Origin of the sequence: Flavobacterium pisciphilum, assembly GCF_020905345.1 — a bacterium.
Classification (GTDB): domain Bacteria; phylum Bacteroidota; class Bacteroidia; order Flavobacteriales; family Flavobacteriaceae; genus Flavobacterium; species Flavobacterium pisciphilum.
Genome location: NZ_JAJJMO010000001.1, coordinates 1153410 through 1177369, shown reverse-complemented (window position 1 = coordinate 1177369; position 23960 = coordinate 1153410). Strand labels below are relative to the sequence as shown.

Sequence of the window (23960 nt, the reverse complement as noted above, 5' to 3'; positions counted from 1 at the left end):
ATATTTAAGAATAATTTTATCCTTTAACTAACAAAAATATATAACCATGAAAAAAATTTTCTTAATCTTTATGATTGTTTTTACGGCGCAGGTTTCGCTTGCACAAGTAAAAAATATTAAAGGTGTGATTACCGATTCCGATGGATTACCGTTGCCAGGTGCTTCAGTATCAGTTCAAGGAGGGAATAAGGGGGCAATTACCGATTTTGACGGTGTGTTCTCTATTGAGGCTCAAAAAGGGCAAACTTTAGTCTTTAGCTATGTAGGTTTGGAGACGCAAAACCTAGTTGTAGGTGATGCTGCTACTGTTAATGTAAAGTTAAAGAATGCAGCTTCAAATGTATTGAATGAAGTTCTTGTGACTTCACTAGGTATTAAAAAGACAAAAAAATCTTTAACTTATGCCGCCCAGGAGCTAAAAGGGGATGAAATGACTCGCGTAAAAGATGCGAATCTTATTAATAGTTTATCTGGAAAAGTTTCAGGTTTAGTTGTAGGTAGGAGTTCTTCTGGTTCGGGAGGTTCTGTCAAAGTAACAATTCGTGGTAATTCATCAATTTCAAACAACCAACCATTGTATGTTGTTGATGGTATTCCTTTATTGAATTCTTCCACAGCACAAGGAAATGATGTTTTTGGAGACAAAGCTGGAGGTAATAGAGATGGTGGGGATGCAGTATCTTTGATGAATCCTGAGGATATCGAATCTATGACTGTATTAAAAGGAGCTTCGGCTGCTGCTTTATATGGTAGTCAGGGAGCAAATGGAGTTATTCTTGTAACGACCAAAAAAGGTAAAGTAGGAGTTGTAACAGCAAATTATACTTCAAGTTTATTTGTAGATAATGTAATCTCATTACCTAAATTCCAAACTTCTTATGTTGCAAAAGCAGGAAGTGAAAAAACTTGGGGAGCAGAAAAAGACTCTCCTAATCATGTACCTGATTTTTTTAATACAGGTATGACTTTTATAAATTCAGTTGGAATTAATAGCGGAAGTGAAAAAGCAAGTACAAGTCTTACATACGCAAACACACAAGTTGCAGGTGTTATGCCAACAAATGAATTAAAGAAAAATAATATTGGTATTCGTCAGAGTGTAAAATTGTTTGATGATAAACTAACAGTAGATGGGGCTTTCTCTTTTGCGGATCAAAAAATTAAAAATAAACCAACGAATGCATTATATTATAATCCTTTAACAGGGGTTTATTTGTTCCCTAGAGGAAATGATTTTAATGACTACAAGAATAATTTTGAAGTGTTTGATCCAGTTCGAAATCTATATACTCAGAGATGGACTAATAAAACTAGTGATATAATTCAAAATCCATATTGGATTCAAAACAGAAACGTATCTAATGATGTCAATCAATCTTTTATAGGTTCTATTGCTTTGACTTATAAGGCAAATAATTGGTTGAGTTTCAAAGCAAGAGGGGGGTACAATAAAATGTACAATAAATATGAGAAAAAAGTTTTTGCAGGTACAGATTTAACTTTAGCAGCAAGCACGGGTAGATATATTTATTCTGTAAGTGAAAGTTCTCAATTGTATGGTGATTTTATTGGTACTGTTAATACAAAAATTAATAATGACTTTACTTTTAATGCTATTTTAGGTGCGAGTATCACAAAATCTACTGTTAATGATGCAATAGGTAATGATTCAGGAGTAAAAGGATTGGTTAATGCAAACTGGTTTAACCTTAATAATTTTGTTTCAGCTTCAGCAAATACCCAAACTATTGGCGCGGAAAAAGAGATACAGTCTGTATTTGGTAGCGCTACTTTTGGTTACAAAGACATGCTTTTTCTTGATGTAACAGGAAGAAATGATTGGTCTTCTACATTGGTTAATACTGAAAATTTAGGGTTTTTCTATCCTTCTGTTGGTCTTACTGCTATCGTAAGTCAAATGGTTACATTGCCTGAAGCAATAAGTTATGGAAAAGTTAGGGCATCTTTTGCTCAGGTAGGTAATGATGTTACTCCTTTTTTAACTTCACCAAAAAACACCCTGTCTTTTGGTAGTGTATTTAGTCCAGTAACCGGACCAAGACCAGGAAGTTCTATAAAACCTGAGAAACAAAATTCATTTGAAATTGGTACAGAATGGAGATTTGTAAATAATAGATTTGGACTTGATTTTACTTACTATCAAAATGAAACAAAAAATCAATTGGTTACAATACCTGCTCCTTTAACAAATCCTTTTGGGTACACTAATTATGCTTTTAATGCTGGTAGTATTGAAAATAAAGGTTTTGAAATTACAGTATCTGCAAAAGCAATAGTTACTGATAGATTTTCTTGGGACATAGCAGTTAACTATGCATCAAATAAAAATTTAGTAAAATCTTTAGGTGAAGAGTTTAAAGATAGTGGAGTTCTTTTGACAAATGGTGATCCAAATAGTTATAGATACCGTTTAATTGAAGGAAAGCCATTTGGTATAATTGAAGGGAAAAATATTGTAAGAAATGCTCAAGGACAAATTGTGCTTGATGATGCTGGAAAAATTCAAAAAACGGATTGGGTTGAGCTTGGTACTTCAAATCCAGATTTTATGTTAGGATTCTCTAATTCATTTAAATACAAAAAGTTTTTCTTGAATGTGCTTATTGATGGAAGATTTGGAGGAAATGTGATGAGTTTAACTGAATCAATGTTAGATAATTATGGTGTTTCTCAAAAATCAGGAGACCAAAGAAAAGCCGGAGGAGTTGCTATAGATGCAGTAAATAATGATGGTTCTAAATTTCAAGGATTATACAATACAGAGAAGTATTATGAAGTAGTAGGAGATAGAAGTGGAGCTACTGGGGAGTATATGTATAAAGCGACAAATGTTAGACTAGGTGAGCTTTCATTAGGATATACTTTTGACTTTGGTAAAGAAACTATTTTTAAAACAGTAAATCTTTCTCTTGTTGGGAAAAACTTATTTTTCTTTTATAAAGATGCTCCATTTGATCCAAACGTAACGTTAAGTACAGGTGAGGGATTACAGGGTATCGATATATTTGGTGCTCCATCTACAAGAAGTATTGGTATGAACTTGAATTTAACATTCTAGTAGTGTTTTCTTATAAGGGATAAAACCTTTTTGTTTTTTATGATGTTTTAATTTTTTTCAGCTTCAATATTTGAAAGAGTAACTGAAATAATAATAAGACGTTGAATCATATAAGATTAAAGGTAATTTTAATAACAATAAAAATTTACAAATGAAAAATAAATTATTAATTTTTAGTGTAGTCTTGGCTTTCTCCTTAGGAGCTTGTACCAGTGACTTTGAGGATGTTAATTCAAATAAAAATAATTTTACAAATAAAGAATTAGAGCAAGATTTTAATAATGTGAAGGCGCCCATTAGAGCAATGCAAAGATGGATGTATATTCTTGTTGAAGACGACTGGAGAGGTGATATTCAATTTAACCTAAATGCCGATATTTTTTCTGGTTACATGGGGACCCCTCACAATTTTGAAGGGAATAATAACAATTCAACCTACGTTCTTTTGGATGGATGGAACAATGCAGCATGGGAAAATGCGTATAGAAGAGAAATGGTTAATTCTTTAACAGTTAAACGATTAGTTGAGCAAAAAGGACCTAAGTATTATGCATGGTCTTTGATTTTAAAGGTATATGCAATGCATAAAATAACAGATTATCATGGACCAATAGTTTATTCTGCTTTTGGTTCAGAATCTGCAACAGTACCGTATGATTCTCAAAAAGATGTCTATGATCAGTTTTTTAAAGAGTTGAAAATGGCTGTAGATATATTGTCTCCTTTTGCTACTGCTGATGCAAAAAGTACTTTTTTTGTAGACACGAAAGATCCAACTGATGGTACTACTGCAAAAGGAGTTGTTGTAAATTGGATTAAGTTTGCTAATTCATTGCGTCTTCGTTTAGCAATGAGAATTTCGAATGTTGATCCAGTAAGAGCAAAGGCTGAAGCAGAAGCTGCAATTTCAGGATTTGGTACTATTGATGTAAACGCGGATAATATATTTTATTTGGCAGATCACCCAGTTAATACTTATACTAATCAATGGGCTGATATTAATGTTGGAGGTGCAATTGCATCAATTATGAATGGTTACAATGATCCGAGAAGAGAGCAATATTTTAATAAAAGTGTTATTGGCACTTATCAAGGTATTAGAATGGGAACTTTAGTTGATGACGATTACAGAACAGCTAAAGCTGACCAATTCTCTAAAATTGGGAGTATTGTAAGTAATGGACAAATTCCTTGGTTTACAGCTACGGAATCTCATTTCTTAAAAGCTGAAGGAGCATTAAAAGGATGGAATATGGGAGGAACTCCTCAGTCTTTCTATGAATCAGGTATTGCTACTTCGTTTGCGCAAAATGGTGCTGGAAGCGCTACTAGTTATATTAATGATGATACATTATTGCCTGCAAATTTCACAGACCCTTTAAATGCAGTTAATAATATTGTTGCGCAAAATCTAGTTACGATCAAATGGTCTGACGCTGCATCTAATGAAGTTAAACTTCAAAAAATTCAAACTCAGAAATGGCTCGCAATTTTTCCTGATGGACAAGAAGCTTGGGCTGAAACGAGAAGAACAGGTTATCCAAAATTATTTTTACCAACAAATAATTTTTCTTCCGGTAAAATTCCTGCTGGAACTTTTGTAAGAAGGCTGAATTTTCCAGTTCAGGAAAAAACTTCCAACTCAGCAGGTTATACGCAAGGTGTTCAACTGCTTGGAGGTGTTGACACAGGTGCAACCAGACTTTGGTGGGATACAGGAGTGAATCAATTCTAATAATCAGTATTTTAAAATAAAGTAAGGGTCATAAGTAATGAAATTACTTATGACCCTTTTTTATACTTAAGAGCCTGTTTTTGTCTAGATTTTATTTTTTTATTTAGATTGTCAATTATTAGTTGATAAAAGGGATTTTTTTTGCATTAAATTTTAAAAAAAAATATAAAAAACGTCATAATCTCTATAGGAAAACGTTTTCGTATAGCGTATTATTGATTATTTTGTGTCGTTCGTTTAAAGTTTGTTGTTGTTGGTATAATTTATTTTTTTTAACACTCCCTTAAGAATAAATTTACACCATAACTAACAAAAATAAATAAACATGAAAAAAATTTTCTTAATCTTTATGATTGTTTTTACGGCGCAAGTTTCGCTTGCTCAGGTTAAAAATATTAAAGGTGTGATTACAGATTCTGATGGGATGCCTTTGCCAGGGGCTTCTGTCGCAGTACAAGGGGGACAAAAAGGGACTGTTACCGATTTTGATGGTGTTTTCTCTATTGATGCTCAAAAAGGCCAAACTTTGGTTTTTACTTATGTAGGTTTAGAAACACAAAATATTGTAGTAGGTGATGCTACAACGGTTAACGTTCAGTTAAAGAATGCAGCCTCTAATGCTTTAAATGAAGTTGTTGTAACTTCATTGGGTATTAAAAAAGCAAAAAAGTCGTTAACATACTCTACTCAGGAATTAAAAGCTGAGGAATTAACTAGAGTAAGAGATGCGAATCTTGTTAATACAATGACAGGTAAAATTGCAGGTGTAGCGATTACTAAAAGTTCAGCAGGTACAGGAGGTTCTACTAAAGTATTGATTAGAGGTAATTCTTCATTTACAAATACACAGCCACTTTATGTAATAGATGGTATTCCGTTAGCTAATTCAGGTGGTGGTCAGCCAAATGAGGCCTTTGGAGACATTGCAGGTGGTAATAAAGATGGAGGAGATGTTGTATCTTTGATAAATCCTGATGATTACGAAGGGGTAACCGTTCTTAAAGGTGCAGCAGCTTCTGTGTTGTATGGTAGTCAAGGTGCTAATGGTGTTATATTGCTTTCTTCTAAAAAAGCTAAAATTGGGAAAGAAGTATTTTCTGCTAATTCAGTAACTACAATTGAAACAGCTGCTTATTTACCAAAATTTCAAACAGATTATGTAGCAGTTCCAGGATCTACTCTTACTTGGGGGGCTGCAGGAAAAACGAAGGATCATGTGAAAGATTTTTTTGATACAGGAGTTACTCAAATCACTTCATTTGGTTTTAGTAAAGGTACTGAAGGTGCATCTACATCTCTTACTTATTCAAATACTACTGCTTCTGGAGTAATGCCAGGAAACAACCTTAAGAAAAATAATTTTGGTATTCGTCAAACTTCAACATTTTTTGATAATAGATTGAATGTTGCTGTAACAGGTAATTATGTAGTGCAAAATATTGATAACAGGCCTATTAATGGATTGTATTTTAATCCATTAACGAGTGTTTATGAGCATCCTAGAGGATATGACTTTGATAATTTGAAAACATTTGAAGTTTATGATCCTATTAGAAACCTTATGAAACAGAATTATCCTTTTCCTGTTTCAGAATATTACCAAAATCCATATTGGTTAATTAATAGAAATAAATCAGAGGATGTTAGTAGTTTTTTTAATGGATCTATCGCTTTAGATTATAAAGTTAATAATTGGTTTAATTTAACTTCGAGATTCAGTTATAATCGTTCAGAGAATGGTTTTGAGAAAAAAATGTTCGCAACCTCAAATCTTGCACTTGTTCCTGAAACGGGAAGATATATTAATACAAATGTGGTTGCAATTCAAAAATACGCTGATTTATTAGGGAAAATTGATACACGTTTTTCTGAAAGCATTTCGTTTAATTCTACATTTGGTGTTAGTATTAATAATTCTAAATCAAACGGTTATGTTTGGGACTCTGGACGAGGAGATGGTTTGTCTAAAGCAAACTGGTTTACATTAGGGAATTTTTCAGATAATTTCTCAAATGTACAAAATGGTTCTAGTAGAGAAGTACAGTCAGTTTTTGCTACTACTACTTTTGGATATAAAGATTATTTATTTTTAGATGTAGCAGCAAGAAACGATTGGTCATCTACTTTAGTAAATACAGAAAGTTTAAGTTTTTTCTATCCTTCTGTTGGTTTAAGTGCTATTTTAAGCGAAATGACAACATTGCCTAGCTTTATAAATTTTGGTAAAGTGCGTGCTACATATGCTCAAGTTGGTAATGATATTCCTGCGACATTAACAGCTCCGTCTTATTCAGTAATTGGAGGTGTTGTAACTATACCTAGAGTTGGACCTAGAGCAGGTCAAACTTTAAAGCCAGAATTAAAATCTGAAATTGAATTAGGTACAGAATGGAGAATGTTTAATAACAGATTTGGATTTGAATTTTCATATTACAAATCGAAAACGAAGAATCAATTGGTACAAGTAGCTGCTGAGACTTCAAGTGGACAAGGCTTTAGTAACTTCGCAATTAATGCAGGGGAGATACAAAATGAAGGTTTTGAGCTTATGTTAAATGCAGGCATTGTTAAAGCTGATAAATTTTCTTGGGATGCAACTATAAATTATTCTCAAAATAAAAACGTAGTTAAAGATATACCAACCGATGATAAGAGAATCATCTTGACTCCTTCAGGTAATAATACTTACAGATATTCTTTAGTTGAAGGAAGACCTTTTGGTGTAATCGAAGGTATTAATTTACTAAAAGATGCTCAAGGTAGAGTAATAATTAAAGATGGAGTTCCTCAAAGAACTGGATTTGAAGAAGTTGGTAATGCGAATCCTGATTTTTTATTAGGTCTTTCAAATACATTTAAATATGGACCTTTTACAGCAAGTATATTAATTGACGGTCGTTTTGGTGGTAATGTATTAAGTTTGACTGAAGCAATAAATGATTTTAATGGAGTTTCTAAAGCAACAGGAGATGCTAGAAACGCTGGCGGAGTTAAAATTAATGGTGTTGATGCAGTAACTGGCGCTCCTATAACTACAATGGATGCTCAAACTTATTATTCTAATGTAGGTGATAGAAATGGTGTTTCAGGTGAGTACACATATGATGCTACAAATATAAATGTTAGAGAAGTTTCTATAGGGTATACTTTTAATCCTAAATCACTTCCGTTTTTACAATCAGCTAGTATTTCATTAATTGCTAGAAATTTATTCTTTATTTATAAAGACGCTCCTTTCGATCCAAATGTTGCATTAAGTACTGGTCAAGGCTTACAAGGTGTAGATATCTATGGCTTGCCGTCTACAAGAAGTATTGGTCTTAATTTAAACTTAATTTTTTAATTTAATAGTTATGATAATAAATAAAATTAAAAGAACGGCAATATGCTTTTCTTTACTTACAGCCTTTAGCTGTACCGATAATTTTGAGGATATAAACACTAATCCTAACGGATTTACTGAAGAGCAATTAAAGCAAGATAATAATGATATTAGAAGTTTGTTTGCTCCAATGTTTAATAGATTTTTAATTGTTGATGTAACTTGGCAGTATCAGGTTCAACAAAATTTAAATGCTGATATGTGGTCAGGTTATATGACAACACCAATCCCGTTTGGAACTTTTAATAATCATGATTATGCCTTGAACTCTGGGTGGACTAGTACTCCTTGGGATGATGGTTACCTTAATTTAATGAGTAATATTAAAAAAATTGGCGAGGCAGCCAAAGGTAAATCAGATCAGTTTTACGCTTGGTCATTAATCTTTAAAGTAGCATCGATGCAAAGATTGACCGATATGTATGGTCCAGTTATCTATTCTCAGCATGGAAAAACTACAACTCCTATTGAGTATGATTCTCAAGAACAAGTTTATACTCAAATGTTCAAAGACTTAGATGTGGCTGTAGCAGATTTAACTGCTAGAGTAGATTCTGGGGAAGCTCAGCAGTTTAATAAAACTGACTTGACAACTTATAAAGGAAGTTACCAACAATGGATAAAATATGCCAATTCACTACGTTTAAGAATGGCGATGCACATTGTTAAAGTAAGCCCAGCCTTAGCTAAGGTTGAAGCGGAAAAAGCAATTAGTCATAAATTAGGAGTTATGATTAGTAATGATGACGTTATGAACGTAAGATCTCCACAAAATCTTAATCCTATTGACGTAATAAGTAATGTTTGGGCTGGATTAAATATGAGTGCAGATATGGAATCAATGTTATTAGGATATAATGATCCTAGAGTTGGAAAATTTTTCGCTACGTCTACAAGATTTCCAGGAGAGTATGTTGGGGTAAGAACAGGTATTATTTATCCAGATAAGGTATTTTATAACGCAACTTCAAGAACTGGAGTTGTTACCAAAAGTGGTAATTGTGTTTGGATGACTACTGCCGAGGTTTATTTCTTAAGATCTGAAGGAGCTTTAAGAGGATGGAATATGGGAGGAACTGCTAAAGATTTATATGAAGGGGGGGTTAAAGCTTCTTTTGATCAGTTTGGAGTGTCTGGAGCTGCTGCTTATTTGGCTGATAATACAAAAATGGCTAGAGATTATGTTGACCGTTTGGCAAGCCAAAATAATATTGCAGCAGTTAATAAGGTGACTGTAGCTTGGGATGATGCCGCTACTAACGAAGTGAAATTGCAAAAAATCATTACTCAAAAATGGATTGCTAATTATCCAGAAGGACAAGAGGCTTGGACTGAATTTAGAAGAACAGGTTATCCAAAATTGTTTCCAATATCTAATAACAGAAGTGGTGGTTTAATTACGACTGAATTTGGTGTAAGAAGATTACCTTTTGCTGATTCTGAAGTAGCACTTAACGCTGGAGGTGTAGCTTCTGGAATTGCCAAACTAGGAGGTCCAGACAATGGAGGGACTAGAGTTTGGTGGGATACTACAGGTCCTAACTTCTAATTAAAAACTGATTTTTAAGAAAGAATGTAAGCGGCATAAGTAATGAGAATTACTTATGCCTCTTTTAAACATGATGTCTTTATAATAAATATTATAAAAAATATAAAATGAAAAGTGCTATAGAAATTAAACCAGACATTAGCTATAAAAGTGCTGGTAAATTTGAAGAGACACGATTTGAAAAAATCCACAACGAAATCTTCAAGAATTCTACCGAAGCATCGATAATTGTAGCTCAAGAAATTGCTCAATTAATTAGATCAAAACAAGAAAAGAACAAGTCTTGTGTACTAGGTTTAGCCACCGGTTCTTCACCTATCAAAGTATATGAAGAATTAGTTAGAATGCACAATGAAGAGGGATTAAGTTTTAGCAATGTAATTACTTTTAATTTGGATGAATACTATCCGATGACTAAAGAAAACAATCAGAGCTACCACCATTTCATGCATCAACATTTATTTAATCACATTGATATCAATCCAGATAATGTAAATATTCCGGATGGTACTGTTGCAATCGATGAATTGAATCAATATTGTATTGATTATGAAATGAATATTAAAAATGCAGGCGGATTAGATTTCCAATTATTAGGAATCGGTCGTACGGGTCACGTAGGATTTAATGAGCCGGGTTCGCATATAAATTCAGGAACACGTATTATTACTTTGGATCATATAACGAGAGTAGATGCTTCTTCCGATTTTAACGGGATTGATAATGTGCCAAAAAGGGCCATTACAATGGGAGTATCTACAATTCTCAGATCCAAAAGAATAGTACTTATGGCTTGGGGGCAAAACAAAGCCGATATCATCAAACGAACAATTCAAGGTGATATTAGCTCAGAAGTTCCAGCTACGTTTTTGCAAAATCATGGCAATGCTACTTTTGTCTTGGACCAATCAGCAGCATCAGAACTAACTCGTTTTAAAACACCATGGTTAGTAGGTGAATGCATTTGGAATCAGGAATTAAAAAGCAAAGCGATTGTTTGGTTGTGTCAAAAAACAAAACAATCTATTTTAAAATTAACCGATAGAGATTACAATAATAACGGAATGTCCGATTTATTGGCTCAAGAAGGTTCTGCTTACGATTTGAACATAAATATGTTTAATGTATTGCAACACACAATTACTGGATGGCCAGGAGGTAAGCCTAATACTGACGATTCACACCGTCCTGAAAGAGCTAATCCTGCTAAGAAAAGAATTATTCTTTTTAGCCCACATCCAGATGATGATGTTATCTCAATGGGAGGAACATTCTCAAAATTAATAAAACAAGGGCACGATGTACACGTAGTATATCAAACCTCAGGAAATATTGCGGTTACCGATGATGAGGCATTGAAGTTTGCAGAGGTAAGTAATGATTTTATTACTGATGCAGATACAAAAGTAAATTTCAAATCTGTGATTGAGTTTCTGAACAACAAATCAGAAAATCAAATCGATTCTTTGGAAGTTCGAAAATTAAAAGGACTTATCCGTCGAAGAGAATCGTATGCAGCTACGAGATATATTGGGTTAAAAGATGAAAACACCCATTTCCTGGATCTTCCGTTTTATGAAACAGGACAAATCAAGAAAAATCCGTTAGGTCTTGAAGATATTGCTATCGTAAAAGACATTATCGAACAAATAAAACCACATCAGGTGTTTGCAGCTGGAGATTTAGCTGATCCACACGGAACTCATGAAGTATGCTTGAATGCCATATTTGCTGCAATGGCTGAATTAAAGCCACAGCCTTATATGGATGATTGCTGGTTATGGTTGTACCGAGGTGCATGGCACGAATGGGACATTCATGAAATAGACATGGCAGTTCCGTTAAGCCCATCTGAAGTATTATTAAAACGTCACGCTATTTTGTATCACCAATCTCAAAAAGACAGGGTTATGTTTCAAGGTAATGACTCAAGAGAGTTTTGGGTTAGAGCCGAAGATCGTAATAAAAACACTGCGATTTTATATGATGATTTAGGTCTTGCTGAATATGAAGCAATCGAAGCTTTTAAACGTTTTGATTATTAATTGACTTTAAAGAGTATTTAGAATAATTTAAGTTACAAAATTCAGATTGATGACCTTACTGATAAAGAGGTTCAATTAGGTTTTCTTCTGAGTTTTGTTTTTACCCGAGTTTTTAGGTCAATATTTATTGATTGCAAAAGACTCTTTTACAACAAAAAATATGAAGTATATATTGATTTTATTATTTTCTGGTATAGTTGCAAATGCTCAAATCAAAAAAGAGCAATTAAACCTTATGCCATGGCCACAGACTATAAACTTAAGTGAAGGTACATTTGCTTTAACTAAAGGGTTTAGAATAAACATCACAGGAAATCCTAACCCAAGAATTTTTAGTGGGGCTACTCGTTTTTTAAGACGATTAGATGGAAGAACAGGATTGTTTTTTGAACAAGATTTTTTGACCAAATTAAATTCGGCACCTACAGCACAATTACAAATAAATTGCACTAAAAGTGGTAAAATTGGTTTATATGAAGACGAGAGTTATCATCTTGATATAAAACAAAATCAAATCACAATTAATGCAACTAGTGATTTAGGAGCATTACATGGTCTTGAGACATTGTTACAAATGTTACAAAATAATAGTACCTCTTATTATTTTCCAGTTTCTCAAATTTCAGATTTTCCAAGATTTACTTGGAGAGGTTTAATGATGGATGTAGCAAGACATTTTCAACCTGTAGATGTTGTTAAAAGAAATTTAGATGCTTTAGCAGCTATGAAAATGAATGTTTTTCACTGGCACTTGGTAGATGACCAAGGATGGAGAATTCAATTAAAAAAACATCCTAAACTTACTGAACTAGCTTCAGATGGATTTTATTATACACAAGAAGAGATTAAAAATATTGTAAAATATGCCGATGAGCGTGGAATTTTGGTAGTACCAGAAATAGATGTTCCAGGACATGCATCTGCTTTTTTAACAGCTTATCCAGAAATAGGTAGTAAGGTGATTAATGTTTCTAGTGGAAATGCAGAAGGTAGTGCAACAGCAGCAGTACTGTCTACCTATAGTATAGAACGTAATGCAGGAATTTTTAGCCCTACGTTAGATCCATCTAACCCTAAAACGTACCAATTATTAAGTGAGATTTTTGATGAAGCGTGTCCGTTATTTCCAGGAGCATATTTTCATATTGGAGGAGACGAAAATGAAGGTAAAGATTGGGATTCAAATCCTAAGATTCAGGAGTTCAAAAAGAAACATAAGTTAAAAACCAATCATGATTTACAAACTTATTTTACAATGCAATTGGTTCCGATGCTTAAGAAACACAGTAAGCAATTGATGGGATGGGAAGAGATCATGACAAAAGATATGTCTAAAGATGCTATTATTCACGCATGGAGAGGACCAAATGAAGGAGTTGCAGTAGGGAAATCATTGACAGATGCTGTAAAAAATGGATATAAAACTGTTTTATCAAATGGATATTATATTGATTTAGTTCAAGGGGTAGAAGCTCATTATTTAAATGACCCATTGCCTAAAAGTGCCAATTTTACTCCTGAAGAAAAAGCAAGAGTATTGGGTGGTGAAGCTACAATGTGGACAGAACTTGTAACACCTACAACTATAGATTCAAGACTTTGGCCTAGAACAGCAGCAATTGCTGAAAGATTGTGGTCTGCAGAGGATATTACTGATTTAAATAGCTTACGCAAAAGGTTAGCAGTAGTTTCTTTTAGACTTGAAGAATTAGGAATTACACATATTAGAAATAAAGATGTGATCTTGAGAAATATTGCAAATAACCAAAATATTGCTGCCTTAACTGATTTTGCTAATATATGCGAGCCTTTAAAAGGATATAAGAGAAATAAAGGTGGAGTTGAATATCAAACATATTCTCCATTTACACTTTTTGCAGATGCTTGTGCGCCTGATGCTTCAGATGCAATTGCTTTTGATGCTGTTGTGAAAGAATATTTAGCAGATAAATCTGCTGTCAATAAAGCGAAAGTAACCTCTTTCTTAAATAAATGGATTGGTTTAAAAGCAAGCTTAACAAGTTTGAGTGAAAATGCACCTTTAATTCAGCCAATTTTATCTCTTGCGGCTAATCTTAGTGATTTATCGCAACAATTAGTAAATGTTTTGGATAATAAAGCAACAGTTGCACCAGCAGTTTTAAATGATTTATTAGAGAAATGTAACTCTAAAGATCATGGAGATGTAGAATTAGCAGTTTATGAAAGTTTAAAAAAATTAATATAAAGTAAAGTAAAGTAAAGTAAAGTAAAGTAAAGTAAAGATTGAGTGATTAATAATTGAATTAGTTGAAGTTTAGTTGCCATAATTAATTAGTAATTATCTCTCCTAGAATTTCTAGGAGAGATAGATTATGGTAAGGTGATTAGGTTAGGATTTTTTTCGAATCTGAATCTATATTAAATTGACATTTAAGTTTAAAAATATAATAAAGATTTACAATTAAGATTGCTAAGCCCCAAGTTTATCTGTTTTAATTTAAAAAAGATTCCGTTGCATTTGATGTAATTGAATCTGCGATTACCACTTGTTTAAAATGATTATTGGTTTTTGTATTATCAATACCGTCATCTGATGCAATTGGATTTTTATTTTTTATTAACCAACCTATTATTAATTATGAAACATTATTACAGATTACTGTTTTTATTTCTGTTTCCGATTGTATTATTTGCCCAACCAGCACATAATAAAAAAGTTGTCGGATACTATGCGCAATGGTCCATCTATGCTAGGGATTTTAATGTCCCTAAGATTGACGGTAGCAAACTGACCCATTTAAATTATTCTTTTTACGGAACAACTTTTGATCCGGCACGACCAGAGAATACAAAATTAAAATGCTTAGACACCTATGCAGATTTTGAACACACTGAAGGTGGAATTCCATGGGATGCTCCTGTAAAAGGAAATTTTTATGATATGAAGAAGCTTAAAGAAAAGTACCCTCATCTAAAAATTTTAATCTCTGTGGGAGGTTGGACAAAAGGTCAAGATCTTTCTCCAATTTCTGCAAGCCCAGTTGCCAGAGCAGCTTTGGCAGCAGATATGGCTAATTTTTTGGTGACTTATCCTTTTATTGACGGATTCGATATCGACTGGGAATATCCTCTTTCTGGTGGAACAGATGGAACTGAGATTGTTAATGGATCTCCAGTTCCTCCACAAAAATACAGTCCAGATGATAATAAAAATTTAGTGTATTTATTAAAAGCAATGCGTCAGGCAATGCCAAATAAATTAATCACTATTGCAGCTGGAAACAATGTTCGAAAAGTATCGGCACAATATTTAGGGCCAAACAATAGAGCACAATATGGAATGACAGAAGACATTTCGACTTATTGTGATTATATCACTTATTTTGGATATGACCTTGGTGGAAACTGGTATGATAAAACGAGCTACAATGCACCTTTATATGCGAGTGGGAATCCAAATGATCCTTTATATGGAGCGACTCAATCAGAATCGCTTGATGAGTTAACGAGCCAATATCTGAATGTAATTGGTATTCCTGCTAACAAACTAATCATGGGATTACCTTTCTACGGGAAAAAATTTGATAATGTTGCAACTAATTCAACCAATGGGTTATTTGTTGCCGCTCCAAGGTATGTTGTTTCTGGATGTACAAATCCGCAGAATCCAACTGGAACTTGGGATGGTCCTGCAGCATGTGAAAAATCTGGAAGCATCGAAATTTGCGATTTAGTGGGCAACCCAGTTACAAATTCGCATCCTTATTTAGATCCAAATACGATGTTGGTAACGCCAACTGCAGCAGCTGCAGGATGGGTTCGATATTTTGATAATACTACAAAAGTTCCTTATTTATATAATGCTAGTTTACGTCAGTTTATTAGTTATGAAGATAAACAATCGATTGATTTAAAAGCACAATATATTAAAACTAAAAATTTAGGAGGAGGAATGATTTGGGAGTTATCTCAGGATACAAGAGGTGCGATCCCTAATTCATTACTGACTCAAGTAGATGATACATTCCGTGCTGCAGTAATAGGAACATTGACTGTAAGTGGTTCTGTGAAAAATGGAGCAAATTTAGTTCCAAGTGTAACAGTTCAACTGAAAGATGCAACTAATGCTGTTGTACAAACAGTAACATCTCCTGATGGGAATTATACATTTAATAATGTCGTTTCTGGAGCAAATTATACAGTAACAGCTTTAAAAAGTTCGTATACTTTTACACCAGTTACACTAACAAATCTTATTGCGAATCAAGCTAATGTTATAATAAATGGAACACAACCTCTTTATACTATTAGCGGAACTATTCTTGATGGAACTACAGCAGTTGCAGGAGCAACCGTTACAGCAACAGCAGGAACTATAGTTTTTTCAGCGGTTTCTAATGCAAGTGGAGCATATAGTATCGGTAGTATAACAGCAGGACTTGATTATACAGTTACAGCTTCAAAAACGGGGCAAACATTCTCGCCAGCAACTACAGTATACCCAGTTTTAAGTGATAATAAAGTTTTAAACTTTACTCAAACTGTATATTATACGATTAGTGGAAGCGTTATGAATGGTGCAAGTCCAGTTGCGGGTGCAACGATTACGGTAACTTCTACAGCGGGAACTGTTACTTCAGTTTCTAGTGCTACAGGAACATATAGTATTGCTAATTTAGCATCTGGGGCAAATTATACTGTAACAATAGCAAAAGCAGGACAGACTTACACTCCAGCTTCTACAGTTTATAATAATCTTACAGGAAGTAAAGTTCTGAATTTTACTCAAAATGCTCCTCCAGCTAATAAAATAAGTGGTACTGTTAAAAATGGTACTACACCAGTAGCTGGTGCAAAAGTAGAAGCAATACTTCCATGGACAGATAATACACATCCATATAAAAGTGTTTTGGCTGTTACAGATGCGCAAGGGAAATATAGTTTTGATAATGCTGTATTTGCAGGATATACTATTATTTCAAGTTTGAAATTAAATAGTTGGCAGAATGGTGAGGTTACCTATTTACCTTCTAATTTAACTAATCTTGCTGTTCCAGCAACAGCTCAGATATATGATTTTAATACAACAGCAGTTGCACAAAAGAATGTTGTACTAAATGAAAATGCACCAGTAGTTGTTACAACAGAAAAAGAAGGGCAACTGGATACTTCAATAGTAACAAATAGAGAATTGAGCTTAACGCAAAATGCTCTTGCTGCAGATACTAAAATAAGTGGAACAGTTAAGAATGGTGCAACTCCAGTATCAGGAGCCAAAGTAGAATTAGTTGTGCCTTGGACAGATAGTACACACAACTGGAAAAGTGTTATTGCTACAACAGATGCACAAGGAGTTTTTAGCTACGATAATTCAGTTATCGCAGGATATAATACAATCTTAAGTTTAAAATTAAACGCTTGGGAAAACAATAATATCACATACTATCCAACCAATTTGGCAAACTTTGCAACGCCAACAACGCCTCAGGTTTATAATTTTAATACACAAACAACAGTTGTGACTAAACCAGTAGTTGCGATTACAGCGCCAACAGCTTCAGCAATTGCTATAAATTTAGGATCAGCAATTAATTTTGTTGCAAGTGTTGGATTAAGTACTGCTGATGCTACTACAATCTCATCTGTTGTATTTAGTTTAGATGGACAAAGCTTAACTGCTTCAAATTCATCAGGAACTTATACGGCTATTTGGACACCAGTTGCCAATCAGTTTTCGCTTAGTCATACGTTAACCGTTACGGCTACTGCATCAAACGGAACAACAGATGTAAAAACATATAGTTTTACATTAAATTGTTCAGGTGCAAACTGTCCAAATCAATTACCAGTAATTACTTGGAATTCACCTTCGAATACTACTGTAAATCAAAGTACTTTCCAAGTTGTGCCAATTTCGGTTACAGCTGTTGATAGTGACGGATCGGTTTCAGGAGTTACTATTACTATAAATGGTGGTACGTTCAACATGACGGCAGGTACAAATAATACATATACGTATAATTTTACACCGTCTGCTTATCAGGATTATCCAGTTGTAATTAAAGCAACTGATAATAGAGCTGCTGTAACTACATTAAACAATACCATTAAAATTGCTCCGATAAGCACTAACAGATTTATTCCGCTTCCAGCATCTAATATTATTTTAGGATATGCACATTCTTGGGAAAATACTGGTGCTCCATTTTTATATTTTTCTCAAATGGTAGGAAGTAAGTTTAACGTAGTTGATTATGCTTTCGTAGAAACAGTTAATCGTGATGGTTATACACCAGTATTAACTACAAATGATACTAGATATTTGACCAATGGTGTTTTCAATAAGCAATTGTTGAAAAATGATATAAAATCCTTAAGAGATAGCGGAGTTCCTGTTATTGTCTCTATTGGAGGTCAAAATGGTCATGTTGTTTTGGACAATGTAGCTCAAAAAAATATTTTTGTTAATGGTCTAAAAGCAATTATTGACGAGTATCAATTTGATGGAGTTGATATTGATTTTGAAGGCGGATCGATGAATTTTAACGCAGGAGCTTTAAGAGATATTTCTTATGCTGGTATTTCTGCTTATCCAAGATTAAAAAATGTAGTAGATGCTTTCAAAGAATTAAAAACGTATTATGGACCTGGATTTTTATTAACTGCGGCTCCAGAAACACAATACGTACAAGGAGGATATTCTACCTATAATGATACTTTTGGTTCCTTCCTGCCAATTATTCAAAATTTACGTAACGAATTAGATTTGTTAGCAGTTCAATTGTATAATACAGGTGGAGAAAACGGACTGGATGGTCAATATTATGGATCAGCTAAGAAAGCAAACATGGTAACTGCCCTAACTGATATGATTATAAAAGGGTATAATATTGCTACAACAGGAATGCGTTTTGATGGTCTACCAGCTTCAAAAGTCCTTATTGCATTACCTGCTTGTCCAAGTGCAGCAGGTAGCGGTTATTTAACGCCTGCAGAAGGAATTAGCGCTATGAATTATCTAAGAACAGGAACTACTTTTTCAGGAAGAACTTACACTATGCAGCCAGGCGGACCATACCCTTCTTTAAGAGGTTTAATGACTTGGTCTGTAAACTGGGATGCATCTTCTTGTGGTAATTCATCTGAATTATCTAAAGCGTATGCCGCTTATTTTGCTTCTCAAAGTGCAAAAATGAAAGCTGAGGATAAAATAGAAGCAAGTAGTAATACAGGTATGATTGCTTACTTTAAAGACAATGCATTGGCAATTTCTAATGAGACAACAAGTATTGATCAAGTTGAGGTATACAATATGCTAGGACAATCGGTATTGAGTTACAAGAATATACAAAACAGTAACAATTTGTTGCTAGAGAATAGAAGTTTCTCAACAAAGCAATTGTTTATAGTAGTTGTGACTGATAAATCTGGAAACAGAAAATCATTTAAGGTAATGAACTTTTTAAATTAAGATTTTAAGATTTCAAAAGAATGAAAAATTGGGGCAGTTAAAATTGAGTTTGGTTATTTATTTTTTAATTAGATTTTTCATATTTTGGACAAATGCATGGAATTTGGGTAATTTGTTATTTGGTTTTTACCTAGAGGAAATCATTATAAGCCTGGCACATAGTGCCAGGTTTTTTTATTTAATTTTTTAAGTATTTTTGGACTCCAATTATTGCATTAAAATTCATGAATAAATTACACAGCCTTATTGTACTATTTCTAATTTTTACTTCAAGTTTCGGTCAAGCGAAGTACGGAAATCCAGAAGTTGATCCTATAAAAATTCAAAAGACATACAGTGATTGGTGGGCATATCAGAGTAAAAATATTATGCTTTCAAGAGATTTTGTCGCGCTAGATTCTCTTTCGAGAGAAATATCAAAAGAGACTTTTTTAGATGAATTGGCAAATGGCAGCTATATTCCAATTCGATTAAAATCAGAGGACACTGTTTGTTATTATAAATTATTTAAAATTGCACTCAATTCAGATACAAGTATAAAGGCAACTATTAATCAAGAAGCTTTTGATGGGTATAAGAATTTCAAAATGGAAAACACCATTTTTCCTAAATTCTCTTTTAAAGATTTGAATGGTACCCTTGTTACTAATGAATCTATGAAAGGCAAAATTGTAGTTATTAAATGTTGGTATATTCATTGTGCAGCTTGTATCAAAGAATTTCCTGATGTGAATCAATTGGTAGAAAAATATAAAAATAGAGAAGATATAATTTTTGTGAGTTTGGCCGAAGATACTCCCGAACAATTAAATGCATTTTTGAAAAGAAAGCCATTGTCATATTCAGTGATTCCTAATATGAAGATTTATATGAATGAAACATTGCAATTAAATGCTTTTCCTACACACTTCATAATTAACAAAGAAGGGATTATTGCTAAAGTTTTAAATAATTATGAAAGTTTAGAATTGGCTTTAGCCAAAGAAAGTAAGCTTTAGTTTTTCTTTAAATCAGTATAAATTATCTAAGGAAATATAAGTTTAGGCAAAATAACTTAGAGATGATTTTTCATTAAAGAGATAAGATATAAAGCTTTTTTTTCTGCTGTTTAGCTTCTTTGTGAGAGGTAGTTTCTTTTGGCTTAAACGTGCTTAAATAACACATTTGGTTTAAAAAGAGATATAAAAAAACTTAGGCTCCTAGTTTCTTTGTACCTCTGAACCTTTTTCACTACTTTTGCACAAAATTAATTAAATAGACATTCATGTTAACAGTCAATAATTTATCGGTACAGTTTGGCAAACGAATTTTGTTTGACGAAGTAAATACAACTTTCACTCACGGAAATATTTATGGAGTTATCGGAGCCAATGGTGCTGGAAAATCAACTTTTCTTAAAATAATTTCAGGCGAAATGGATCCTACCTCAGGACATATTCATTTAGAGCCTGGAAAACGTATGTCGGTTTTAAATCAAAACCACAACATGTTTGATGAGCATACAGTTCTTGAAACCGTAATTATGGGTAACAAGGTATTGTACGCTGTTAAGAAAGAAATGGATGAACTTTATTTAGACTATAACGATAAAAATGCTGACAGAATAGGGGAGTTACAAGTTCAGTTTGAAGAAATGAACGGGTGGAACGCTGATTCTGACGCTGCTTCGATGTTGTCTAACTTAGGTATTGCCGAAGAGCACCATTATACATTAATGGGAGATCTAGAAGGAAAAATTAAAGTTCGTGTCCTTTTGGCACAAGCTTTATTTGGTAATCCAGATTTATTAATCATGGATGAGCCTACCAACGATTTGGATTTCGAAACAATCGCTTGGTTAGAAACTTTCCTTGCTAATTATGAAAATACAGTAATTGTAGTATCGCATGACCGTCACTTTTTGGATTCGGTTTGTACACATATTTCAGATATCGATTTTAGTAAAATCAACCATTATTCAGGAAACTATACGTTTTGGTATGAGTCTAGCCAATTAGCGGCTAAACAACGTGCGCAACAAAACAAGAAAGCTGAAGAAAAGAAACAAGAATTAGAAGAATTTATTCGTCGCTTTAGTGCCAACGTTGCAAAGTCAAAACAAGCAACTTCTCGTAAAAAAATGATCAGTAAGCTTAATATTTCAGAGATAAAACCATCAAGCCGTCGTTATCCAGCAATTATTTTTGATCAAGATCGTGAAGCAGGAGATCAAATTTTAAATGTTGAAAACTTAAGCGCTTCAATTGATGGAGATCTTTTGTTTAAAGATGTGCATTTGAATATGGCAAAAGGTGATAAAATCGTTCTTTTCTCAAAAGATTCACGTGCAACTACAGCTTTCTACGAGATATTAAACAACAATAAAAAGGCAGATTCAGGTACCTTTGATTGGGGTATTACAACTAATCAAGCGTATTTACCAGCAGAGAACCATTCTTTCTTTGAAAACGATTTGAGTTTAGTAGATTGGTTACGTCAATATGCAAAAACTGAAGAAGAGCGTGATGAGGTTTTTATTAGAGGATTTTTAGGGAAAATGATTTTCTCAGGAGAAGAGGCTTTAAAAACAAGTAGAGTTTTATCAGGAGGAGAAAAAGTACGTTGTATGTTGTCTCGAATGATGATGGAAAGAGCTAATATATTAATGCTAGATGAGCCTACAAATCACTTAGATTTGGAGTCGATTACAGCATTTAATAACTCATTGAAAAACTTTAAAGGATCAGTGATTTTTACAACACATGATCATGAGTTTGCTCAAACTGTAGGTAATAGAGTAGTAGAGCTTACGCCAAATGGAGTTATCGATCGTTATATGACATTTGATGAATACTTAGATGATGAAAAAGTACAAGAATTAAGAGTAAAAATGTATTCTTAATACTTAAAATATATCTTTTAAAAAATCCCATTTGCTTAAGCAAATGGGATTTTTTTTTATTTTATTTCTTTCCAAGGATTTTAATAATAAGATAAATTATTAAAACGATTACTATAATTACGGCAAAAGCACCGACTCCCATTCCTGCTTTAAAAATGCCTTCAATAGCCTCACAGCTAGTAAGTGAGAGGGATAATATCAAGGCGACTAGTATTGTTGTTAATTTGCTTTTCATGATTTTGTATTTTTAAATTAATTAAAAAAGACAATCGTCATTATCTTAATTGTGAAGTTAATAAATAACAGAAAATGGATGTTATATAATTTCTTGAAAATCTTTTATTATTTAATTTTTAATTTTAGTAAAAATAGTTGAGAATAATTGAAAATTAGGCTGTTAGGGGGTAATATAATTGAGGATTTGGATTGTTAATTTTCGTGAAATAAAATTATATTTGAGTCTATTAACTATAATTTAACCCTTAAGATATTATGTCAGAAAATGCTTTTAGTTTAAAATCTCCTCGTATAGAAGTTATAGATGCATTACGTGGTTTAGCCATCATGGCGATTATGTTACTTCATAATTTAGAACATTTTGATTTCTATTATTTACCCGAATATTTACCTGAACCAATCAAAGTATTAGATAAGATAATTTGGGATACTCTGTTCTTCCTTTTTGCAGGAAAATCGTATGCTATTTTTTCACTTCTTTTTGGGTTTAGTTTTTTTATCCAATATGATAATCAATTAAAAAAAGGAAATGATTTTAGATGGAGATATGTTTGGAGGCTTGCCATATTATTTGTTTTTGGGTTGGTAAATACTGTCTTTTTTTCAGGAGATATATTAATGATGTATGCTATTTTAGGATTGATATTAATTCCTGTTTGTAACCTAAAAACCAAGTATGTATTGCTACTTGCTACTTTCTTGTTAATGCTTCCTATGGAATGGTTTAATTTTTTTAATATTCTTTACAACCCAGATTATATTTTGCCACTTAATCTATCAAATGCTTATTATGGCAATATGCATACTTATTTGAGCGGGAATTCATTTGTAGATCATTCAGTAGGAAATTTATCAATAGGGAGATGGGCTTCAGTGTTTTGGTCATGGGAAAACGGAAGGTTTTTTCAGGCTCCTGCTTTATTTATGTTTGGAATGATCGCAGGAAGAAAACAACTTTTTGTAACTTCTCCAGCAAGTATTGCATTTTGGAAAAAAGCACTGCAATATGCTATTATATTGTTTATTCCTTTTTTTGCATTCAAAACCTATTTGCCAGAACTTATTACAAATAAAGATTTAGTAAATAGTTTATTGATAATTTTTACTTCTTGGTCAAATGTTACTTTTATGGTTGTTTTGGTCAGCTCATTTGTATTGCTGTACCAAAAAGAATCAGTAAATAAGGTTTTAATAAAACTAATCCCTTTTGGAAAAATGAGTCTGACAAGTTATTTCTCTCAATCAATTGTGGGATCGTTTATTTACTATCGTTATGGTCTAGGACTTTTTGAATACACTGGTGCAACCTTTAGTTTGTTAATTGGTATCGTTTTATTTTTATTACAACTAGGATTCTGTACATGGTGGCTCAAAACGCATAAACAAGGACCATTAGAAGCACTGTGGCATAAACTGACTTGGATATCTTTTGGAAAAGAAAAAAAAGCTATTGCCGCTTAACTATTCGGTTACAATCAGTTGATTTTAACTGCTTCTTTACATTTAAGAGTGGTAAAGATAAAAGAAGGGTAATGTTGTCTTAAAAGTATTTGCTTTTTGGTAGAATACTTTTGCTTCGTCTAAACAACGAAAAAACAA

The 23960-nt window shown here is 33.1% G+C and carries 11 protein-coding genes; 10 read left to right on the top strand and 1 reads right to left on the bottom strand.

The features are described from left to right. The first annotated feature begins 46 nt into the window (after nucleotides 1–46). From LNQ49_RS04410 to LNQ49_RS04370, 9 genes are all read left to right on the top strand, one after another. The gene (locus tag LNQ49_RS04410; protein ID WP_229987506.1) at nucleotides 47–3079 is read left to right on the top strand and encodes a SusC/RagA family TonB-linked outer membrane protein; all 3033 of its coding nucleotides are present in this window, start codon (nucleotides 47–49) and stop codon (nucleotides 3077–3079) included. 151 nt (nucleotides 3080–3230) lie between these two features. Continuing rightward, on the top strand, nucleotides 3231–4814 hold the full coding sequence (locus LNQ49_RS04405) for a RagB/SusD family nutrient uptake outer membrane protein (protein WP_229987505.1): 1584 nt from the start codon (nucleotides 3231–3233) through the stop codon (nucleotides 4812–4814). Nucleotides 4815–5139: 325 nt separating this feature from the next. Then, nucleotides 5140–8157 (top strand): SusC/RagA family TonB-linked outer membrane protein, encoded by a 3018-nt coding sequence (locus LNQ49_RS04400; RefSeq protein WP_229987504.1) that lies wholly within the window; start codon nucleotides 5140–5142, stop codon nucleotides 8155–8157. 10 nt (nucleotides 8158–8167) lie between these two features. After that, nucleotides 8168–9745 carry a RagB/SusD family nutrient uptake outer membrane protein gene (locus LNQ49_RS04395; RefSeq protein WP_229987503.1) on the top strand — a complete coding sequence of 526 codons (1578 nt, stop codon included), beginning with the start codon at nucleotides 8168–8170 and terminating at the stop codon, nucleotides 9743–9745. 107 nt (nucleotides 9746–9852) lie between these two features. After that, nucleotides 9853–11790, top strand: coding sequence for a glucosamine-6-phosphate deaminase (nagB, locus tag LNQ49_RS04390; RefSeq protein WP_229987502.1), 1938 nt, complete (start codon nucleotides 9853–9855; stop codon nucleotides 11788–11790). Between the two features lie 160 nt (nucleotides 11791–11950). Further along, a complete protein-coding gene (locus tag LNQ49_RS04385) occupies nucleotides 11951–14017 on the top strand; it encodes a beta-N-acetylhexosaminidase (protein WP_229987501.1) in 2067 nt (688 codons plus the stop codon). A gap of 393 nt (nucleotides 14018–14410) precedes the next feature. Continuing rightward, the gene (chiA, locus tag LNQ49_RS04380) at nucleotides 14411–19243 is read left to right on the top strand and encodes a T9SS-translocated chitinase ChiA (protein ID WP_229987500.1); all 4833 of its coding nucleotides are present in this window, start codon (nucleotides 14411–14413) and stop codon (nucleotides 19241–19243) included. Nucleotides 19244–19467: 224 nt separating this feature from the next. Beyond that, nucleotides 19468–20241: a TlpA family protein disulfide reductase gene (locus tag LNQ49_RS04375; RefSeq protein WP_229987499.1), complete on the top strand. Its 774-nt coding sequence runs from the start codon at nucleotides 19468–19470 to the stop codon at nucleotides 20239–20241. 266 nt (nucleotides 20242–20507) lie between these two features. Next, nucleotides 20508–22124 carry an ABC-F family ATP-binding cassette domain-containing protein gene (locus LNQ49_RS04370; RefSeq protein ID WP_229987498.1) on the top strand — a complete coding sequence of 539 codons (1617 nt, stop codon included), beginning with the start codon at nucleotides 20508–20510 and terminating at the stop codon, nucleotides 22122–22124. A gap of 61 nt (nucleotides 22125–22185) precedes the next feature. Here LNQ49_RS04370 and LNQ49_RS04365 read toward each other — a convergent pair whose 3' ends face one another. Beyond that, on the bottom strand, nucleotides 22186–22359 hold the full coding sequence (locus tag LNQ49_RS04365) for a hypothetical protein (protein ID WP_229987497.1): 174 nt from the start codon (nucleotides 22357–22359) through the stop codon (nucleotides 22186–22188). 257 nt (nucleotides 22360–22616) lie between these two features. On the opposite strand from LNQ49_RS04365, the gene LNQ49_RS04360 reads away from it, so the two are divergent. Beyond that, nucleotides 22617–23822, top strand: coding sequence for a DUF418 domain-containing protein (locus tag LNQ49_RS04360; RefSeq protein ID WP_229987496.1), 1206 nt, complete (start codon nucleotides 22617–22619; stop codon nucleotides 23820–23822). Nucleotides 23823–23960: the final 138 nt, after the last annotated feature.